The organism is Jhaorihella thermophila (genome assembly GCF_900108275.1).
Taxonomy (GTDB): domain Bacteria; phylum Pseudomonadota; class Alphaproteobacteria; order Rhodobacterales; family Rhodobacteraceae; genus Jhaorihella; species Jhaorihella thermophila.
Map to the genome: position 1 here is coordinate 159,826 of NZ_FNVD01000002.1, position 19,188 is coordinate 179,013.

The following is a 19,188-nucleotide window of genomic DNA, read 5'->3' on the forward strand; positions in this document are numbered from 1 at the left end:
GTCTACTGCCCGTTCTCGTTCGTCATTCTTATCCGCGTCAGTTCCGCGACGGCGTTCTCGTTCAGCCGAACCGTTGGCCGGGCGTCGATACGCATGTCCACCACCGCCACATCGCGTTCCAGCAGATCCTGAACCTCGTTCAGCGCAATCACCCGTTCCAGCGCCTGCACCGGCCGCTCGGCCGGCAGCATGATCCGTTGCCCGCGATCCAACACCACGTCCCAGCGCCGTTCGCCCACGCGCACCAGCCCGCGCAGGCGACTCTCGATCGGCCGGGCCGCCGCAAAGAGGTCCAGCGCCTCGTCCACGGCCCGGTCCGCGCCTTCGCCCGCGATCAGCGGCAGGTCGGCGCGTGCCAGCCGGTTGGGCAAATCGTGAATGTGGGCGCCGGTTTCGTCCAGCGTCTCGATCCCCTCCCGGTTGCGCCAGACCACCACGGGGACGCGTTCGACCACGTCCACCTGCAGGATGCCGCCGGGGCGCACGCGCAGGGCGGCCGACTTCACCGGGTCCAGCCCGGTGATGATCTCGCGCAACTGATCGAGGTCGAGATCGAACTTGCTGACCGGAAAATCCAGCGCCACGGCTTCGCGGATGTCCTCGGCGAGGCTGTCGTCGGCGCCGTCGATGGCCATGAGATTGATCATGAATTCGGGTCGCTCCTCGATCGAGGCGCGGGTTTCGGCCACGAACAGCAGCAGCGCATCGCGGCGCTTTTCGTTGGCCAGAAATGCGCTGGTCAGGCCGAAGATCAGCAGAAACGGCAGGCCGATCCGCAGCGACAGGCGAACCCCCGGCGTCAGCATCAGGCGCTGGAGCCGATAGGCCAGGCGCGACGGCGCCGGATCGCGGCACGGCTTGCGCCCGCCTCTGGCGCCGCGCATCACCGATCGCATGAGGCATCCTCCACCAGCCAGCGGCACAGCTTTCCGAACCCCAGCCCCGACACCGCCGCCTGTTCGGGGCTGAGCGAGGTGGGCGTCATGCCCGGCTGCGTGTTGGTCTCCAGAAGCACCAGCCCTTCGGTGCCACGGGTTTCGTCCCAGCGGAAATCGGTGCGGCTGAGCCCCCGGCAGCCCAGCGCCCGGTGCGCGCGCAGGGCGTAGTCGAGGCACAGGTCGTAGACATCCGGCGGGATCCGTGCCGGCACCACATGCCGCGACCCGCCCGGGGTGTATTTCGCGTCGTAGTCATACCAGCCCTCGGTGATGATGTCGGTCACCGCCAGCGGCCGGTCGCCCATCACCGAAACCGTCAGCTCTCGCCCCGGCGCGAAGGCCTCGACCATCACCAGTTCCGGCATTTCCGGCCCCAGCGCGGGCGGGGCTTCGGTGGCCTCATGCACGATGTGGATTCCGACCGAGGAACCTTCGTTGTTGGGCTTGACCACATAGGGCGGCGCCATCACGTGGCGGGCGGACACCTCGTCGCGGCGGTAAAGCCCGCTGTCGGCCACCGGCAGACCGGCGGCACGGTAGACGTCCTTGCAGCGCTGCTTGTCCATCGCCAGCGCCGAGGCCAGAACGCCCGAATGGGTATAGGGCAGCCGCAGCCATTCCAGCATGCCCTGCACGCAGCCGTCTTCGCCCCAGCGGCCATGCAGGGCATTGAACACCACGTCCGGCGAAATCTCGCGCAACCGTTCGGACAGGTCGGGGCCTGCGTCCAGCTCGACCACCTCGTAGCCTTCCCCGCGCAGGGCGGCGGCGCATTCGCGCCCCGAACTGAGCGACACTTCGCGTTCCGCGGAAGGTCCGCCCATCAATACCGCCACCTTGGGGATCGTCCTGCCCGACTGATCCACGTCAAGTGCCTCGTTACCGCCGGGTTTTCTGCTTGCCCGGTCCTGTTGTCGTTCTTGGTCCCGCCCGTCCGGTGAAATGCCTGTCCGGATCGGTCGGGGTCAGTCCGCGCGCGGTTCGCCCACGCGCATGATTTCCCATTCTAGCCTGATGCCGCTTGAATCGTAAACCTTTTTTCGCACCTCTTCGCCCAGACCTTCGAGGTCGGCGGCCGTGGCGCCCCCTGCATTCGTCAGAAAGTTGGCGTGCTTTTCGTTCATGACCGCCCCGCCCCGGCGCGCCCCGCGCATGCCGGCATCGTCGATCAACTTCCACGCCTTCAGGTCGTGCACGTCGTCGGCGCGCCCGGTCGAGGAAAACCCCGCGGGGTTGCGAAAGGTCGATCCCGCCGTGCGGTCCCTTGTCGGTTGAGTTGCGTCGCGCTTCTCAAGCTGCGCCTGCATCCGCGCGGCAAGCCTTTCGGGATCGCCCCGCGGTGCCTCGAAAGTCGCATCGACCAGCACCGCGCCATCGGGGAGGTCGGCCTGACGATAGCGGAAATCGAGATCCTCCGGCCCGAGGGTCACGATCTCTCCGCTGCGCAGCACGGCCCGGGCCGAGACGAACACGTCGGCGACATAAGTGCCATAGCAGCCCGCGTTCATCCGCACCGCCCCGCCGATGCTGCCGGGGATGGTGCGCAGAAAGGTCAGGTCCAGCCCGCCCTCGGCCGCGCGGCGGGCCACATGGGCATCCAGCGCCGCCGCGCCCGCGGTGACGCGGGGGCCCTCGATCGTGATGGCGTTGAACCCGCGGCCCAGCCGGATCACGACGCCCCGGATGCCGCCATCGCGGACGATGAGATTGGAGCCAACGCCCATCGGGAAAACCGGGATCGCAGGATCCAGGTCGCGCAAAAAGGCAGCGAGATCGTCGAGATCGGCCGGCTGGAACAGCCAGTCGGCGGGACCGCCGACCCGCAGCCAGGTCAGGTCGGACAGCGGGCGGTTCGAGGTCAGGCGCCCTCTGGGTGTGGGAAGATCGCTCATGGGGGCGGTCTAACGAAAAGCGCGCGCCGTGGGAACCGGGTTGTCGGGCGGGCGGGGAAGGGAGGGGGCGCTGCCCCCTCGGCCCTTGCGGGCCTCACCCCCGGAGTATTTGCCGGCAAGATGAAGAAATGGGACTCAGGTGAACTGTTCCGCGATCAGGCGCTCTTCGAGCCCGTGGCCGGGATCGAACAGCAGACGGTGGCGGATGCTGTCCTCGGAGCGGATTTCGACCCAGTCCACATCGGCGATCGCGATGGAGTCGGCGTCGGCCATGACGGGGCGTTTGTCGGCCTCGAGCACATCGAAGCGGACCACCGCCGTTTTGGGCAGCAGCGCGCCGCGCCAGCGCCGGGGGCGGAAGGCGGCGAGCGCGGTGAGCGCCAGCACGTCCGAGCCGATGGGCAGGATCGGGCCGTGGGCGGAGTAGTTGTAGGCGGTCGAGCCCGCCGGCGTTGCGAGAATCGCGCCGTCGCAGACCAGTTCCGCCAGGCGCAGGCGGCCGTCGACGGTGATGCGCAGCTTGGCCGCCTGGGGGCCGGCGCGCAGGAGCGACACCTCGTTGATCGCCAGCGCGTGGTGCAGCCTGCCCTTGCGGTCGCAGGCGGTCATGGCCAGCGGGTTCAGGACCACTTCCTCGGCCGCCTCCAGCCGCTGGGGCAGATCGGTTTCGGAATACTCGTTCATCAGAAAGCCGATGGTGCCCCGGTTCATGCCATAGACCGGCACGTCGAGATGCTGGTAGGCGTGCAGCGTGCGCAGCATGAACCCGTCGCCGCCCAGCGCCACGATCACGTCGGCCTCTTCGGGGGGGACGTTGCCATAGCGGCCGATCAGCGCGGCGCGCGCGGTCTGTGCCACCGGGGCATCACTGGCGACAAAGGCGATCTTTTCGAAACGGCGGGCCATGGTGTTTCCGGTCCTGTTCATCCGGTTCCGAAACAATCACAGCTTTCCGGTCAGCGCCAGCCATGCCGCGAGATTTCAGCGATGCGTCGCATTGGAGCCTTTTCCGGGGGCGGGGTTTCCTATAGGAAAGCCGCCATTCGACCGCTGACCATCGGAGCAGACATGAACGCGCCCAACCGTGACACCGGTTTCTTTACCGAAACCCTGGAAACCCGCGACCCCGAGATCTTTGACGCCATCCGAAAGGAGCTTGGCCGCCAACGCGACGAGATCGAACTGATCGCGTCGGAAAACATCGTCTCTGCCGCCGTGATGGAGGCGCAAGGTTCGATCATGACCAACAAATACGCCGAAGGCTATCCCGGTCGGCGTTACTATGGCGGCTGCCAGTTCGTGGACATCGCCGAAGAACTGGCGATCGAGCGCGCCAAAAAACTGTTCAACTGCGGCTTTGCCAACGTACAGCCGCATTCGGGCAGCCAGGCCAACCAGGGCGTGTTCCAGGCCCTGCTCAAGCCGGGCGACACGATTCTGGGAATGAGCCTGGCCGCCGGCGGCCACCTGACCCACGGCGCCGCGCCGAACCAGTCGGGCAAGTGGTTCAACGCCGTGCAATACGGCGTGCGCAAACAGGACAACATGCTGGACTATGACGAGGTCGAGCGGCTGGCCAGGGAGCATCAGCCCAAGCTCATCATCGCCGGCGGCTCGGCCATCCCGCGGCAGATCGACTTTGCCCGCATGCGCGAGATCGCCGACATGGTGGGCGCGTATCTGCATGTGGACATGGCACATTTCGCCGGGTTGGTGGCGGCAGGCGAGCATCCATCGCCGTTTCCACACGCCCACGTGGTGACGACCACGACCCACAAGACCCTGCGCGGCCCGCGCGGCGGCATGATCCTGACCAATGACGAAGACATCGCCAAGAAGGTCAACAGCGCGATTTTCCCCGGTATTCAAGGCGGGCCGCTGATGCATGTGATCGCCGCCAAGGCCGTGGCCTTTGGCGAGGCGCTGCGGCCGGAGTTCAAGACCTACATCCGGAACGTGGTGAAAAACGCCCAGGCGCTGAGCGACCAACTGATCAAGGGCGGGCTGGACACGGTGACGCATGGCACCGACACCCATGTCGTGCTGGTGGACCTGCGACCCAAGGGGGTGAAGGGCAATGCCACCGAAAAGGCGCTGGGCCGGGCCCACATCACCTGCAACAAGAACGGCGTGCCGTTCGACCCCGAAAAGCCGACCGTGACCAGCGGCATCCGGCTGGGGTCGCCCGCCGGCACCACCCGCGGCTTCATGGAAACCGAGTTCCGCCAGATCGCCGACTGGATCATCGAAGTGGTGGACGGGCTCGCTGCCAATGGCGAGGATGGCAACGGCGCGGTCGAGGCCAAGGTCAAGGCCGAAGTGGCCGAGCTTTGCGCGCGTTTCCCGATCTACCCGAATCTCTGACGGCACGAATCCGCTGACATCCGGTGAACGGGCGCCGCACATGGGCGCCCGTTCGCGCATTGACGCCCTGCACATGGCAAGTTTCTGCCGACCGGAAAAGATTCGCCGCAGATGCGCTTGATCCTCGCGTGAGGTTCCGAGCACTCGTTCATGAACACTCACGAGGGATGGTTCATCATGTTGCGTTTTCCGTTGAACCGGCGTTTCGCCGGGATGGTATCCGTGATGCTCACGGCGCTGACACTCCCCCTGGCCGCACAGGCCTCCGCCGAGCTCTGCTCCGAATCGCTGGTTCGCGAGATCCCGCATCGCCCGCTGACGGCCCCCGCCGGCAGCCGGGTGATGCAGCGGCTGATGGACCGCAGCGGCCCGGAACGCGACGCGGCGGTGGTGGATCAGATCCTGTCGGGCAATGTGCCGGATTTCCTGCGCCGACTGACTCCGGTTTCGTTGACCGGCAGGCTGGGCAATGGCCGCAAGGTTCAGGTCACGCTATGCGTGACGCCCGATTATCTGGCTGTCGGCAATGACCGCGATTTCGTGCGGGTTCCGATGGGGCTGGCGGCGGCGGCGCGGGTGGCCGACAGCCTTGGCTTCATCCTGCCCACGCCGAAAATGGTGGATGCAATCTATCAGCAGGCCAAGGTCCGCCTGGCGCCGCGCCCGATGAAGCCGGGGCGGATGATGAGCTCCACCCCCTATCTGCTGCAGCATGACGAAACGCTGGACGCCCAGCGGCGCAGGACCGGTGGCAAGCTGACCGAACTGACTGCGGGGCAAAAAAAGGACATCGTGCTGACCACGCGCCTGCTGAGCCATCCCGGCCGGGTGGCGATCTATGGCTGGCACCGCCCGAACGGCCGTCCGATCCAGCCGCTCAGCACCGTGCACGGCGCCTTTTACGCCGATTACAGCCACGGGGTGCGGCTGGTCAGCCGGACGGCTTTCGTCAACGGCAAGCCGGTGCCGCTGGACGAGATCATGCGCGACCGGCAGTTGGCCCCCATCGTCAGCCGCGAAGGGCCGATCCCGGACGCGACGCGCCTGATGGCGAGCCTTTACTGACCGCGACCGTCATCCAGATCGAACCGCCGCGCCCCCCGCGCGGCGGTTTCGCGTTCAGTCGATCGTCTTGCAGCAGCGAAAACCGAGGTGGTAATTCTCGTGGCTGGCGGGGCTCATCACGCGGGTGCCATGCCAGAACGGCGCGCGCCACCGGCACCAGTCGGGATGGGCGCGATACTTGTCCCAGATGAACCAGCTGCCTTTCATTTCCGTCACGCCCAGCTTTCGGCTGCCCCGGCTGGCCATCTGATCCGGCGCCATCGGCAGGTTCATGTGTTCCGCCGCGTTGCCGTGCAGATCATAGACGCCCAACTTGCTCACGCATTTCGGAAACGCGCCGGTAGGATAGGTGTTCGACCCGCAGCGATTGTATCCGCCGCCGTTGCAGGTGGGGCTTTTCGTGCTGTTCTGAGCGCAGATGCCGCGCTGGAAGGCGGGACCATAGGCCCAGCTCTTCGTGGGTTCGTATTTCCGGTTGTGGATCGCCCGCATCGCGGCCACGGACCCCGCACCAAAGGGGTAATCGGGCGGCTCGAGCGCCCCGGCGCAGGCGCCTTCCCATTCATGAGCGTCGCACAGCCGCTTGCCCATGGCCGCGCAGATCTCGGCAGCCTCCTTGGCCTTGACCCAGACCACCGGGTAGGTGCAGGGAATGTCGGGAAACTCGAACTGGTCGATGCAAGCCTTGGCGTCCTCGGGGCGTTCCTTGCGCGGATCGTAGAGCGGCGCCATGTATTTCGCCCCACAGATCCGCTCGAACCGCTTGTTGGCATAGTCGGGTGCGCGCCTGCGGCACTGTTCGGGCGTCATCGGGTGCTTGCTGATCGCCGGGTTGCCCTGTCCGATCACCGCCGAACGGGCAAAGATGCGGCGGATCTCCTTCATCTGCGCTTCGCTCAGCCGGTGCACCTTCTGCAACTGCTGAAACAACGCCTCATTGGCCTGTTGCCGCGTCGTCTGCGCCGTGGCCGGGGCGGCCAGAACCGCGCCCGCCAAGGCCAGGCCGGTCAGGATCCGTCTCATCCGGGGGCCTCCTTTCGCGTCACATAGAAGAAATCGCGATTGTCCGCAAAACCGATGAAGCGCGGCAGAATCCGCCCGCCGCCCATCTTCTTGTCGATCAGGGACATGCCGGGCACCATATGTGCCACATGCGTGCGCCCCCCCTGCGGCACGTAGAGCGCCAGATAGGTGTGTTCGAGCGCGTTCATGTCCAGCAACATCGCATAGTCGCAGCCATAGGCCTGAAAGGTCCGCGCCATGGCCGAAGGCGTGGCGGTCGAGAAATAGCCGTAGATCAGCCAGGTCGTCCCGGCCGACCGGGCCATGCAGGCCCCGGCGCGCAGGGTGCGCAGTTCGGCCTTGGCCGACCCCGACCAGTTCCCCGGCCCCCAGCGCGCCACCCGATCACCCGGCACGCCCTGCCCGGTCACCGGATCGGTTTCCAGCAGCGGCACGCCGTTCTGGCGGGCAAAGTCGATGCGCGGCAAAAGCGCGTTGTCCGCCTCCGTCCACGTCTTCATGCCGATCGTGCCGTCGGTCAGGCGATAGAGCGTGGACAGCCCCGGCTGCAGCTTGCTGAAAATGGTGCCCTTTTCGATGAACCCGTAATGGTGGCCATGGTTGTAGGTGGCCATGTCGCCATACTTGAACGCCCCGTGTTCGCGCTTGAACCCGCCGGTAAAGGTGGCAACCGTCCGATTTGCGATCACCGGATTGACCATGCCCAGCCGCACCAGCGGCGCAGCGCTGCGCACACCGTCCGGCCCCGGCATCCCGCGCGGCCGCACCGACCCCGGCGGGCGCGGCGACCAGCCCAGCGCCGGATGATCGGTGCCGACCGCATAGCCCATGTCGAGCCGGCCCAGATCAAAGGCGACCATATAGCCGGTGGCCTTGGCCTCCACCGAATCCAGCCGGTTCGTCCTACCCGGCCCCTGCAACACCTCCGGCGCGATGGCCCGCGGCTGAAAGGCGCTGGCATAGATGCCCGGCAGCCCCTTGACCGGATACCACAGCCCGACCGCCATGCGCCCATGCGGCGTGCCCTCGAGCGCGATGTCCAGCAGCGTCGAGATCACCGGGCGCTGATCCGGCGGCGTGCTGGCCCGCATGGGCGCGGGGCCCTGTTCGGCGCGCCCGCCGCCGATCCCCAGCTCGCGGCTGGTCTCCAGCTGCGAATCCTTGAAGAACGTGTCGCGCACAAAGCGCACGATGTCCTCGCCGCCCCAGATGTTGTCGCGCAGGAACTCCGCCGTGGCCTCGAGCGTGGTGCGCGAGCCGGTCACCTTGTTGCGCAGAAACAGCCTGCCATTGCAGACCGGCGCATAGGGCAGCGCGGTCCTGCGCGCCTCGGCCAGTTCGCGGGCGCCGTCCGCCCAGGGCCGACAGAAGGTTTCCGCACCGACCCTGCCGCGGATCACCACCGTCGGCGACGGGGTTGTTTCGAACCGAACCGATTGCGCCGCCGGGTCGGGGTTTTCAAGGTGATAGCTGTGCACCCGCCCCCTGGCGTCCGTAGCCTGCAACAGAAACCACGCATCCACCGCCGGATTCAGCGCCACGAAATGCAGCCGCAGCCCCTGCGCGGCGTCCTCGGCGTCCCATTCGGCGCGAAAGGGTTGCAGTTCGATGATGGATTTGGGGCGAACCTCTTCATAGGCCGCCCACTGGCGGGCCAGAGCCTGCGGGTCCCTTTGCGCCTCGCCGCCGGTTGCAGCCGCCCCGGTCACGGCGGCGGCAGCGATCAGAAATGCGGTTGCCAGTCGTCCCATGCTCCTCCTTCGGGGCGCGCGTCCCTAGAACACCAGCCTCGCAAGCGCAAGCGCCCCCTTTTTCCACGGCACCCGATGGGTAACGCCCGAAGCCCCCGCGAAACGGTCGCGGTTGGCCACATACCAGTCGTAGTTGCGGATCAGCGCGTCCTCGTTGGAATATTTCGGCGCGAACCCCAGCCGCTGTGTGATCTTGTCGATGCTGACATAGCTGTCCGTGCCGGCAGTTTCATAGACCCACTTGTAGAGCGGCGAGAGATGCAGCGCCTCGAGCACGCGCAGGGTCCAGATCGCGGGCGCCTCTGGCAGGCCGATCACCCGCTTGCCGTGGCCTGCGCGGTCCAGCACCGCCTGAAAGCTTTCGCGCAGCGTGCCGAAGCGCGCCGCGCCCACGTTGAACGTGTCGTTGGCGACCGCTTCGTCCGCCGTGGCGGCCAGCAGAACGGCCTGGCTCAGATCCTCGACATCCAGCAGCTGATAGAGGTTGTTGCCCGACCCCAGCACCGGGAAATTGTGGCCGGTATAGGCGAAATCGTAGAGCAGTTCGAACACGCCCAGCCGTTCGGGCCCGACAAAGGACTTGGGCCGCAGCACCGGCACGCACATGCCCCTGTCGCGGAACCGTTCGCAGATGCCTTCGGCCACCACCTTGGCCGAGCCATAGGGGCCGACCCCGTGCAGCGGGTCGTCCTCGACCAGCGGATGGTGGTCGGGGATGCCGTAGACCGCCGTGCTGGAGGTGTGGACAAAGCGCGTGATCCCCCGCGCCCGCGCGCTTTCCAGCAGGGCCGTCGTGCCATCGACGATGGACGAGGTGATCTCGTCATGATCGGCCAGCGGCAGCGCGGCTGCGCAGTGCACGACGATATCCACATCGGCAAGGGCCGCGTCGTGCAGCCGCGTGTCGCGAATGTCGCCGGTGACGATACGAACCCGGTCGGCTTCGGGGTAATCAAATGGGGCGAGGTCATAGCTGGTCACGTCATGTCCGCGCTCCAGCAGATAGCGGATCAGGTTGATCCCCATGAAGCCGGCCCCGCCGGTAACAAGAAAACGCGCTTTGGTCATGCGAAATGCCGCTGCCTCCTGTTCCTTCAGACATAGGGCCGCGCCGCCTTTCATTCCAGCGCATCCCGTGATCGGGCTTGATGCTGCCCCCTTGCGCAGGAAGGGTAAATGACCTGCATCAACAGGCTCTTGCACGGCGCCCGCAGTGACGAAAGTTTCAGGAAACTGTGTTGCCCGCGCACTTGTCGCGGCGCTTACAGCATCCCAGAGTGAAGGCATGGAAGATTCCCGCGCGGTTTCGCCGGCACCCGCCGGCACGGATCCGACCCACCCTGACGGGGACGGCGCGCTGCCATTGGTGCTGGATGTCGATGGCACCCTGTTACGCACCGATCTGTTGCACGAAACCTTCTGGGCGGCACTGGGGCGGCGCCCGTTCGCCACGTTGCGGGCGACTTTTGCCAATCTGCGACGGCCCGCCCGGCTCAAGGCCCGCCTGCGCGAGATCGCCATGCCCGAGGTCGAGACGCTTCCCGTCAATGACGCGGTGCTGGAGCTTGCCGTTCGTGCCCTGGACGAAGGGCGCCCGGTGCATCTGGCTTCGGCCGCCGATCAGGTTCTTGTCGATGCGGTCGGCGAACGGTTCGGGCTGGAGGGGCCACATTTCGGATCGGACGGAAACCGAAACCTGAAAGGGTCGGCCAAGGCGCAGCTGCTGACGGAACGGTTCGGGCGGGGCGGTTATGTCTATGGGGGGGATTCGCAGGCGGATCTGCCCTGTTGGGAAGGCGCGGCCAGGGCCGTCGCCGTTGCGCCGCGCCCTGCGTTGCGCCGCCGGATCGAAGCCCTGGGCGTGCCCCTGGACCTGCTGCCCCGCCACCGCGCCGCCGGCGCCCTGCTCAAGGAGATGCGCCCGCATCAGTGGATCAAGAACCTTCTGTTGCTTCTTCCGGCGCTGGCCGCGCACGACGTCTCGCCCGCGACGCTGCTGCCGGTGATGGTGGCGATCCTCGCCTTCAGCCTGGGCGCGTCGTCGATCTATATCGTCAACGATCTGCTGGATCTCGCCGCGGATCGCCGCCATCCGGAAAAGAGCCGCCGCCCGGTGGCCGCGGGCGCCCTGCCGATCCCCAGGGCGCTGGCCGCAAGCGTGGTGCTGTCGCTGGTCGCGCTGGCGCTTGCCCTGGCGGTGAGCCCGGCCGTGGCGGGGATCACGCTGATCTACATGACAGGGAGCCTGGTCTATTCCCTGTGGCTGAAGCGCTGGCGCTGGGTGGATGTGCTGGCCTTGGTCGGGTTCTTCCTTCTGCGTGTGCTGGCCGGCGCGGCTGCGGCGCAGGTTGCGGTGTCGGGCTGGCTGTTCGCCTTTGTCTTTGCCGTTTTTCTGGTGCTGGCCTGCACCAAGCGGCTGACCGAACTGGCTCGCGCCCTGCGACGGGGACAGCTGCCGGGACGGGGCTATTCGCGCCAGGATTTCAACCGGCTCAGGGCGCTGGCCTATGCCGCAACGCTTGGCGCGGCGGGGGTGTTTCTGGCCCATGCCTTCAGCCCCGCCGCGCAGACGCAGTATGACGCCCCGCATGTCCTTGCCCTGGTCGCGGTGCTCATCGCGATCTGGCTTGGGCGGATGGTGCATTTCGCCTCGCGCGGCGAAGAGGACTACGATCCGGTGCGCGCCGTCACGCGCGACCCGATCGGCCTGGCCATCGCGGCGACGGGAATCGTGATCGGCCTGCTGGCGGTCTGACAGGCACACCGGGGGCGTCCCCCACGGCCCCGGTCAGTCAAGCAGCTTGTCCCCGCGGCACCCCGCCCACCTGTAGTGCACCGGCAGCACCCGGCCATAGAGCTGCCGCGTGCGCTCGACGCTGCCGCACATGCCCGCGCGTTCGACAAATGAGAAAATGCCCACATGCCGCGCCCGGGCCCCCGCCAGAGGCGCGACCCGGTGCAAGGCATACCGTCCACGAAAGATCTGCAGGTCGCCCGGTTGCAACTCCAGCACCCGAACCCGCGACCGGTCGCCCTTCAGAACCTTGGCAACTTCGGCGAAATTCTCGTCCTCGGGCGTGCGCAGGTGGGGGACGTATTCAAAGGCGCCGCCCTCTTCGGCGTTCTGGATCGCCAGCGTGACGGTATAGTTGTTGGTGTCGAAATGCCACGGAAAGCCCGGTCCCGCCTCCGCCGTATTGATGATAACATCAGCCAGCGGATCGTCATAACGAAAGAAACGGTCTTCGGGCTCGCCCAGGGCCTCGCGGATGAACGGCATGAAACCGGGGTATTCATAGATCCGCCGCAACGGGCCGTCTGCGGCAAAATTGTCCGCCGGGACAAAGGCGTTGGAGCGGTCGTGAAACCAGCGCACCGGATGATCCGGCGGCAGATCCGGATCGTCCTTGCCAAAATACGGGTTGGTGCGGCCAAAGGAGCGATGCGCCCTGGGGGCCACGCGGCTGGCCTCGGCCAACAGCTGTTTCAGCCCCTCCGCATGAACGAAGCCCGGCAGCACGGCGCAGCCGTCCCGCTCCAGTTCGCGCCGCAGATCCGCAATCAGGCGCCGGAAGGCCGGCGAATTCGGCCGGTCTATGGGGTATTTTCCCATGTCCACGAGATCGTGCAGAACCGTCATGGCGTCCTCCCCGGCCTGACCTGGGTCCAGCCTGTCCGCCGCGCCGCGCGGATTCTTGTCCGTTTGGGACATGCGCGCGCCGCTTTCCGGCCCTTCGGGACGAAAATTGCCAAGACGGACCCGACGGTTTTCGCGGATATTTCGTCGCACCCGCCCCCTGACGCAAGAAAATGACCCGTTTCGGCCCGATTCGGGCATGATTGGCGGTTGACGCCCCTGCCCCCCGCCCATAATGTCCCGCCCGAACGGAAAGGAGTCCCGGGGCATGATGACCCTAGTCGTAATCGTAGGATCAACGCGCATGGGCCGGTGACGGTTGCCATACCTCTCCCCATGCGCCCTCGTGTCTGACCGGGGGCTTTTTTTTGTTCGGACGAAACCAGCGATGTCGCCAATGGAGCAAGGCAGATGAAACGTGAGATGACCGGCGCGAAGATGGTGGTTCAGGCCCTGAAGGACCAGGGCGTGGACACGGTATTCGGATATCCCGGCGGCGCCGTCCTTCCGATCTATGACGAAATCTTCCTGCAGAATGACATCCGGCACATCCTGGTGCGTCACGAACAGGGTGCCGTGCACGCCGCCGAGGGTTACGCCCGGTCCACCGGCAAGCCCGGCGTGGTGCTGGTGACGTCGGGCCCCGGCGCGACCAACGCAGTGACCGGCATCACCGACGCGCTGATGGATTCGATTCCCATAATCGTGCTCACCGGGCAGGTGCCGACCTTCATGATCGGCTCTGACGCGTTTCAGGAGGCCGATACCGTCGGCATCACCCGCCCCTGCACCAAGCACAACTGGCTGGTGAAGGACACCGACAAGCTGGCCGAAACCATCCACGAGGCATTCCACGTCGCCACCTCGGGCCGTCCCGGCCCGGTGCTGATCGACATTCCCAAGGACGTGCAGTTCGCCACCGGCACCTATGTGCCGCCAAAGCCCTCGACCTCGCATTACCAGCCCAAGGTCAAGGGCGACATTGAAGAGATCACCGAACTGGTCGCGGCCATCGAAAAGGCGAAAAAGCCCGTGTTCTATACCGGCGGCGGCGTCATCAACTCCGGTCCCGGCGCCAGCCAGCTGCTGCGTGAACTGGTGGACGCGACGGGCTTTCCCATCACCTCGACGCTGATGGGTCTCGGCGCCTATCCGGCGAGCGGCGCAAACTGGTTGGGCATGCTGGGGATGCACGGGCTCTACGAGGCCAACATGGCCATGCATGACTGCGACCTCCTGATCGCCGTTGGCGCGCGGTTCGACGACCGGATCACCGGCCGTATCGACGCCTTCAGCCCCAATTCGATCAAGGCGCATATCGACATCGACCCCTCGTCCATCAACAAGGTGATCAAGACCGACATCCCGATCGTCGGCGACGTGGCCCATGTGCTCGAGGATGTGCTCAAGATCTGGAAGTCGCGCGGGCGCAAGACCCAGGCCGAGGCGGTGCAGAAGTGGCACGCACAGATCGACGAATGGCGCAAGGTGAACTGCCTTGCCTACCGGCCCAGCGAAAAGACCATCCAGCCGCAATACGCGCTGCAGCGGCTCGAAGCGCTGACCAAGGGGCATGACCGCTATGTCACCACCGAGGTCGGCCAGCATCAGATGTGGGCGGCCCAGTTCATGGGCTTCGAGGATCCCAACCGCTGGATGACGTCGGGGGGGCTGGGCACCATGGGCTATGGGTTCCCGGCCTCGATCGGCGTGCAGATCGCGCATCCCGAGGCGCTGGTCATCAACGTGGCGGGCGATGCCTCGTGGCTGATGAACATGCAGGAAATGGGCACGGCGGCGCAGTATGACCTGCCGGTGAAGCAGTTCATACTGAACAACGAACGGCTCGGCATGGTCCGGCAATGGCAGGAACTGCTGCACGGGTCGCGCTATTCGCATTCCTGGTCGGAATCGCTGCCCGATTTCGTGAAACTGGCCGAGGCCTTCGGCGCCAAGGGCATCCATTGCGACGACCCGGCCAAGCTGGACGATGCGATCATGGAGATGATCGAACATCCCGGCCCGGTGATCTTTGACTGCGTGGTGGAGAAACATGCCAACTGCTTCCCGATGATCCCGTCAGGCAAGGCACATAACGAAATGCTGCTGGGCGACGCCTCGACCGAGGGCGCGATCGAATCCGGCGGCGCGGTGCTGGTGTAATCGTCAGGCCGGAACGCGAACAAGGATCGAGGAACAAAGACAATGTCAGCCCTGCACATCAAGAAAGGCTCCACCCGCCATTCCGCCTACAATCTGCGCCCGACCTTTTCGGACGTGGAGGAACGCCACACCATCGCCGTTCTGGTCGAGAACGAACCCGGCGTGCTGGCCCGCGTGATCGGGCTCTTTTCGGGGCGTGGCTACAACATCGAAAGCCTGACCGTGGCCGAGGTGGACCACACGGGCCACCTGTCCCGCATCACCATCGTCACCACCGGCACGCCGCAGGTGATCGAACAGATCAAGGCCCAGCTGGGCCGGATCGTGCCGGTCCATGACGTGCACGACCTGACCGTCGAGGGCCCGGCCGTGGAACGGGAACTGGCCATTCTGAAAGTGGTGGGTCAGGGCGACAAGCGGGTCGAGGCGCTGCGGCTGGCGGACATTTTCCGCGCCAACGTAGTGGACAGCACGCTGAACAGCTTCGTCTTCGAGATCACCGGCGCGCCGGACAAGATCGACGCCTTTGCCGATCTGATGCGGCCGCTGGGCCTGACCGAGATCGCCAGAACGGGCGTTGCCGCGCTGTTGCGCGGCGACTAGGAACCTGACCGCTTCAGGCCAGCATGGGGTGCGCCGAGGACGCGCCCCTTTTTGTTCGGGACCGTACCGGGCGGAACGGAATGACCTCGGCCACGCCGTCCCGCCCGTGAGTGGTGGTGGTATCTGTCGTGTCCCCCTCGCCCCGGCCCAGCACGTCCGCGATCCCGGCATAGGCCCCTTCGGCCACCAACCGCGGATTGTGAGCTAAGCGCATGTCGCGTTCCGTGGTCAGGTCGAACTGGACCCAATCCCCGGTATCCAGCGAAACACCCGCCTCTTCGCAGCAAGGCCGGTAAAAGGCCAGATCACCGTGGTCCTCGCACCAGATGACCGCCTTGTTGTCCTTTCTGTCGCTCCAGAGAACTACTCCGAACATGTCCATCCCGTCCCAACTCGTTGTTTTTCTTATAGTTGCTCCGAATCGTTGCGTTCAAACATGGTTAATTTCGCGTCGAAGGCTTGCAATTTGTGTCGGCTCACATAGCCTCCCGACATGATTTGGCGTCATGCATGACGCCAAATAGCGTCACTCGACAAGAATTGGAGACAACACCCGGAATGTGGCGCTTTGGGGATGGGAGCGAGGAACAATAAATGAAAAAGGAAAAACGATCGCCGGCCGAATTGCGCAACATGTTCGGAGCAAACCTGCGGGAACTGTCCAGGCAGTACCCGTCGATTTCCGAACTGACGCGCCAACTTGGCATCAACCGGACGCAGTTCAACCGTTACCTGTCAGGAGAGAGCTTTCCGCGCCCGGACGTTCTGGACCGGATCTGCACCTTCTTCGGGGTGGACGCGCGGATCCTTCTGGAGCCGGTAGGCGAAATCGAAACGCCCAACGCCGCCCTGAGCAACCCGTTTCTAAAGGACTTTCTGGGCGAAGGGATCAACACCCTGACCGAAGACCAGTTTCCCAGCGGCTTCTACAGGTTCTTTCGCCAGAGCTTTCTCAACGCCGACCGGTTCATCACCGGACTTGTCTTCGTTTTTCGCGAAGGCGGCGCGACCTATGTCCGCGGCTATGAACCGAAAAGCGGTATGCGGCTTCAGGGTCTGCCCACGACTCCGGAGGCGCGCGAATTCCGGGGCTTCGTCATGCGGCTCGAGGATGGCGTGGCCCTGATGATTTCCCACCGCAAGGCGATGACGTGTTCGTTCAACTATCTCAGCCGGGCGGCCTCGTTCGACAACAATTACTGGGTCGGCTACGTCACGCGCACCGTCCGCGAAAGCGTGTCGAGCACGCGGGTGACGCGGATGGTCTATGAACATCTCGGTCACGACCTTGGCCAGGCGCTGGCAGCGGCCCACGACGCCGGCTTCAAGTCGGCCGAGGATCTGACCCTTTACGTGCGCGGACAGTTGCAGGTGGGGGAACCGTTCCGCTGAACGACCGGCCCCGCCGGGGTCAACCCGGCGGGCGCGACACGATCCGGTAAAGGTGCCAGGACGCATGGCCCAGAACCGGCAGGACCACCAGCAACCCCAGAAAGGCGGGGATCATCGCCAGAAAGGTCGCGCCGGCCAGCAACACCGCCCAGGCCAGCATCGGCACGGGGTTGTTCAGCACATACTGAAAGCTGGCGATCATCGCGGTGACGAAATCCACCTCGCGATCCAGCAACAGCGGCACCGCCATGACGGTTATCATGTAAAGCAGCAGCGCGAATCCCGCGCCGACGGCCCCGCCCACGACCAGCATCAACAGGCCGTTCATCGTCAGGAACACCTCGAAGGACGAAGAAATGTTGGTCATGGTCGCAAGACCCAGGAACAGCGCAAAGATCATGTGGCCGAGGAAAAACCAAAACAGGAACACCACCCCGATCACTGCCGACAGCGACGGCAGCTGGCGCTTGCTCTGCCGGAACACGCAGCCCATGATCTCGGAAAACCGCGTATCCTCGCCCCATTCGAGACGGCGCGACACCTCATACATGCCCACCGCCGCAAACGGGCCGATCAGCGGAAAGCCGATCGCCGCAAGAACCAGCCAGAAGGTCGTGCTGGTCTGCACCGTGATCCAGGTCATCGCCCAACCAGCCAGAACGTAGAACGCCGAAAACACCAGCCCGCAGCGCGGCTGGCGGCGGAAATCGCGCCACCCCTGACGCAGCGCCTCTCCCAGAATTGAAAAGGTCATGGGGCGCAGATCGGGCACCCCGAACTCCCTCTGTCTAGCCATCCTGTCGTCTCCTTCCTATTGTCGCGGCTACATCGCCGGCCTCCGCTGCGGCCAGCCCGTCGCTTCGTGCCAAGCCGCCCCGATCGCCAGAAGATCGGCGTCGCTCCCCCGGCGGCCGAACATCTGGACGCCCATCGGCAGCCCGTTCTTCCCGAACCCGGCAGGCGCGGCCAGGCATGGCAGACCGATCAGGCTGACCGGCACCACGACCTGCATCCAGCGGTGATAGGTATCCATCGCCCGTCCAGCGATCTCTGTCGGCCAGGGCAGATCCACGTCGAACGGCCACACCTGTGCGGCGGGCAGGACCAGCGCATCGAACGCATCGAACAACTCCGCCGCGCGCCGGAACCAGTCCGACCGGATCACCGAGGCACGATGCACCTCCATCGCGCTCATCGCCAGCCCCCGGTCCAGTTCCCACCGCGCGCTGTCCTTCAACTGATCCCGCCTGTCCGCCAGCGGCGCGAGCCCCGCCGCCACGGACCAGGACCGCAGCGTGATCCAGCTCTCCCACATGGCCTCGGCGTCAAAGGGCGGCTCGACCGGTTCGACCACCCAGCCCAGTTCCTCCATCACCCGCAGCGCGCCCAGGCATTGATCGAGGATCCCCGCTTCCATGGGAAACGCCCCGCCCCAATCGCCCAGCCAGCCGATCCGTCTGCCCCGCAGGTCCGCAGGCCGCACCGGCGCGACAGGCGCGGCCTCGATCCCATGCGGCTGACGCGGGTCGGGCCCCGAGATCACGTCCAGCAGAATCCCCAGATCCTCCGGGCTGCGCGCCATGGGCCCCAATGTCGCCAGCTGATGCAGAAAGGTATCGCCCATCGGCTCGGACGGCACCCGGCCCCAGCTTGGACGGAACCCATAGACGTTGTTCCACGCCGCCGGATTGCGCAGGCTGCCCATCATGTCCGATCCATCCGCCAGCGCCACCATCCCCGTGGCCAGCGCCACCGCCGCGCCCCCGGACGATCCCCCGCAGGACAGTGGCGGATCGTACGGATTGCGCGTGGCGCCATAGACCGGGTTGAACGTGTGCGACCCCAACCCGAACTCCGGCACGTTGGTCTTGCCGATCAGGATCGCGCCCGCCGCCCGCATCCGCGCCGCGATCAGATCGTCACGCCCGGGCACGAAATCCCGCAGGATCGGGGACCCTTGGGTGGACCGAATCCCGGCCACGTTGACCAGATCCTTCACCGCAATCGGAAGCCCATGCAACGGCCCGCGCACAGGCCCGTCGTCCGCCGCGCGCGCCTCCTCCATCAGCACCTCTGGATCGCGAAGGGCCACGACCGCGTTGACCGCGCCATTGACCGCCTCGATGCGCGCCAGCGTAGCCTGCATCATCTCCGCCGCGCTCAATTGCCGCGCGGACAGATCCGCCAGCAACTCCGCCGCGGACTTCCGCGTCAGTTCCTCGGACATGGGGCCTCCCGTTGCTCCTCGAAAAGCAGCCTAACGGCCTCATCTTTTCAGGAAAAGCAACGATTCGCCGCTGTGCCCGTGGCGCCGCCACCCCGCGCCCTTGCTTCTTTCTGGTCGCAAATACCCCCGCCGG

General features: G+C 65.8%; 17 protein-coding genes. 6 read left to right on the forward strand and 11 right to left on the reverse strand.

Going from position 1 to position 19,188, the window contains the following annotated elements; genetic code table 11:
• Positions 1-2: 2 nt before the first annotated feature.
• The 4 genes from C4S70_RS04065 to C4S70_RS04080 form a co-directional block, all read right to left on the reverse strand.
• Positions 3-884: a cell division protein FtsQ/DivIB gene (locus C4S70_RS04065; RefSeq protein WP_380218693.1), complete on the reverse strand. Its 882-nt coding sequence runs from the start codon at positions 882-884 to the stop codon at positions 3-5.
• Positions 884-1,762, reverse strand: coding sequence for a D-alanine--D-alanine ligase (locus C4S70_RS04070; RefSeq protein WP_235003694.1), 879 nt, complete (start codon positions 1,760-1,762; stop codon positions 884-886). Before C4S70_RS04070 ends, C4S70_RS04065 begins: the two co-directional genes overlap by 1 nt.
• A 141-nt stretch (positions 1,763-1,903) precedes the next feature.
• Complete coding sequence (gene murB, locus C4S70_RS04075; protein WP_104006830.1) at positions 1,904-2,830, reverse strand: UDP-N-acetylmuramate dehydrogenase; 927 nt, start codon at positions 2,828-2,830, stop codon at positions 1,904-1,906.
• Between the two features lie 135 nt (positions 2,831-2,965).
• A complete protein-coding gene (locus tag C4S70_RS04080) occupies positions 2,966-3,736 on the reverse strand; it encodes an NAD kinase (RefSeq protein ID WP_104006976.1) in 771 nt (256 codons plus the stop codon).
• 162 nt (positions 3,737-3,898) lie between these two features.
• Between C4S70_RS04080 and glyA the strand changes: the two genes are divergently transcribed.
• Both glyA and C4S70_RS04090 read left to right on the forward strand, forming a co-directional pair.
• Entirely contained in the window at positions 3,899-5,194 is a 1,296-nt protein-coding gene (gene glyA, locus C4S70_RS04085; RefSeq protein ID WP_104006831.1) for a serine hydroxymethyltransferase, read from the forward strand.
• A gap of 150 nt (positions 5,195-5,344) precedes the next feature.
• Entirely contained in the window at positions 5,345-6,259 is a 915-nt protein-coding gene (locus C4S70_RS04090) for a hypothetical protein (RefSeq protein WP_104006832.1), read from the forward strand.
• 54 nt (positions 6,260-6,313) lie between these two features.
• Here the strand turns inward: C4S70_RS04090 and C4S70_RS04095 are convergent, their stop codons facing one another.
• From C4S70_RS04095 to C4S70_RS04105, 3 genes are read right to left on the reverse strand one after another with little or no spacing between them, the layout of a single operon-like run.
• Complete coding sequence (locus tag C4S70_RS04095; protein WP_104006833.1) at positions 6,314-7,282, reverse strand: SUMF1/EgtB/PvdO family nonheme iron enzyme; 969 nt, start codon at positions 7,280-7,282, stop codon at positions 6,314-6,316.
• Positions 7,279-9,033, reverse strand: a complete 1,755-nt coding sequence (locus C4S70_RS04100) for a hypothetical protein (protein WP_104006834.1) — start codon at positions 9,031-9,033, stop codon at positions 7,279-7,281. Before C4S70_RS04100 ends, C4S70_RS04095 begins: the two co-directional genes overlap by 4 nt.
• A 24-nt stretch (positions 9,034-9,057) precedes the next feature.
• Positions 9,058-10,101 (reverse strand): NAD-dependent epimerase/dehydratase family protein, encoded by a 1,044-nt coding sequence (locus C4S70_RS04105; RefSeq protein WP_104006977.1) that lies wholly within the window; start codon positions 10,099-10,101, stop codon positions 9,058-9,060.
• 217 nt (positions 10,102-10,318) lie between these two features.
• Between C4S70_RS04105 and C4S70_RS04110 the strand changes: the two genes are divergently transcribed.
• Positions 10,319-11,788 carry a UbiA family prenyltransferase gene (locus C4S70_RS04110; RefSeq protein ID WP_104006835.1) on the forward strand — a complete coding sequence of 490 codons (1,470 nt, stop codon included), beginning with the start codon at positions 10,319-10,321 and terminating at the stop codon, positions 11,786-11,788.
• Between the two features lie 33 nt (positions 11,789-11,821).
• On the opposite strand, the gene C4S70_RS04115 is transcribed toward C4S70_RS04110, so the two are convergent.
• Positions 11,822-12,673, reverse strand: a complete 852-nt coding sequence (locus C4S70_RS04115; protein ID WP_104006978.1) for a HalD/BesD family halogenase — start codon at positions 12,671-12,673, stop codon at positions 11,822-11,824.
• A gap of 408 nt (positions 12,674-13,081) precedes the next feature.
• Here C4S70_RS04115 and C4S70_RS04120 point away from each other — a divergent pair, with 408 nt between their 5' ends.
• The gene (locus C4S70_RS04120) at positions 13,082-14,833 is read left to right on the forward strand and encodes an acetolactate synthase 3 large subunit (protein ID WP_104006836.1); all 1,752 of its coding nucleotides are present in this window, start codon (positions 13,082-13,084) and stop codon (positions 14,831-14,833) included.
• A gap of 42 nt (positions 14,834-14,875) precedes the next feature.
• Positions 14,876-15,436, forward strand: a complete 561-nt coding sequence (gene ilvN, locus C4S70_RS04125) for an acetolactate synthase small subunit (protein WP_104006837.1) — start codon at positions 14,876-14,878, stop codon at positions 15,434-15,436.
• Between the two features lie 13 nt (positions 15,437-15,449).
• Here ilvN and C4S70_RS04130 read toward each other — a convergent pair whose 3' ends face one another.
• Positions 15,450-15,812, reverse strand: a complete 363-nt coding sequence (locus tag C4S70_RS04130; RefSeq protein WP_146064172.1) for a hypothetical protein — start codon at positions 15,810-15,812, stop codon at positions 15,450-15,452.
• Positions 15,813-16,030: 218 nt separating this feature from the next.
• Here C4S70_RS04130 and C4S70_RS04135 point away from each other — a divergent pair, with 218 nt between their 5' ends.
• Positions 16,031-16,828 (forward strand): helix-turn-helix domain-containing protein, encoded by a 798-nt coding sequence (locus C4S70_RS04135; RefSeq protein ID WP_200822720.1) that lies wholly within the window; start codon positions 16,031-16,033, stop codon positions 16,826-16,828.
• Between the two features lie 19 nt (positions 16,829-16,847).
• Here C4S70_RS04135 and C4S70_RS04140 read toward each other — a convergent pair whose 3' ends face one another.
• Entirely contained in the window at positions 16,848-17,624 is a 777-nt protein-coding gene (locus C4S70_RS04140; RefSeq protein WP_104006839.1) for a DUF2189 domain-containing protein, read from the reverse strand.
• A 27-nt stretch (positions 17,625-17,651) separates the two neighbouring features.
• Positions 17,652-19,055, reverse strand: coding sequence for an amidase (locus C4S70_RS04145; RefSeq protein ID WP_104006840.1), 1,404 nt, complete (start codon positions 19,053-19,055; stop codon positions 17,652-17,654).
• Positions 19,056-19,188 lie beyond the last annotated feature (133 nt).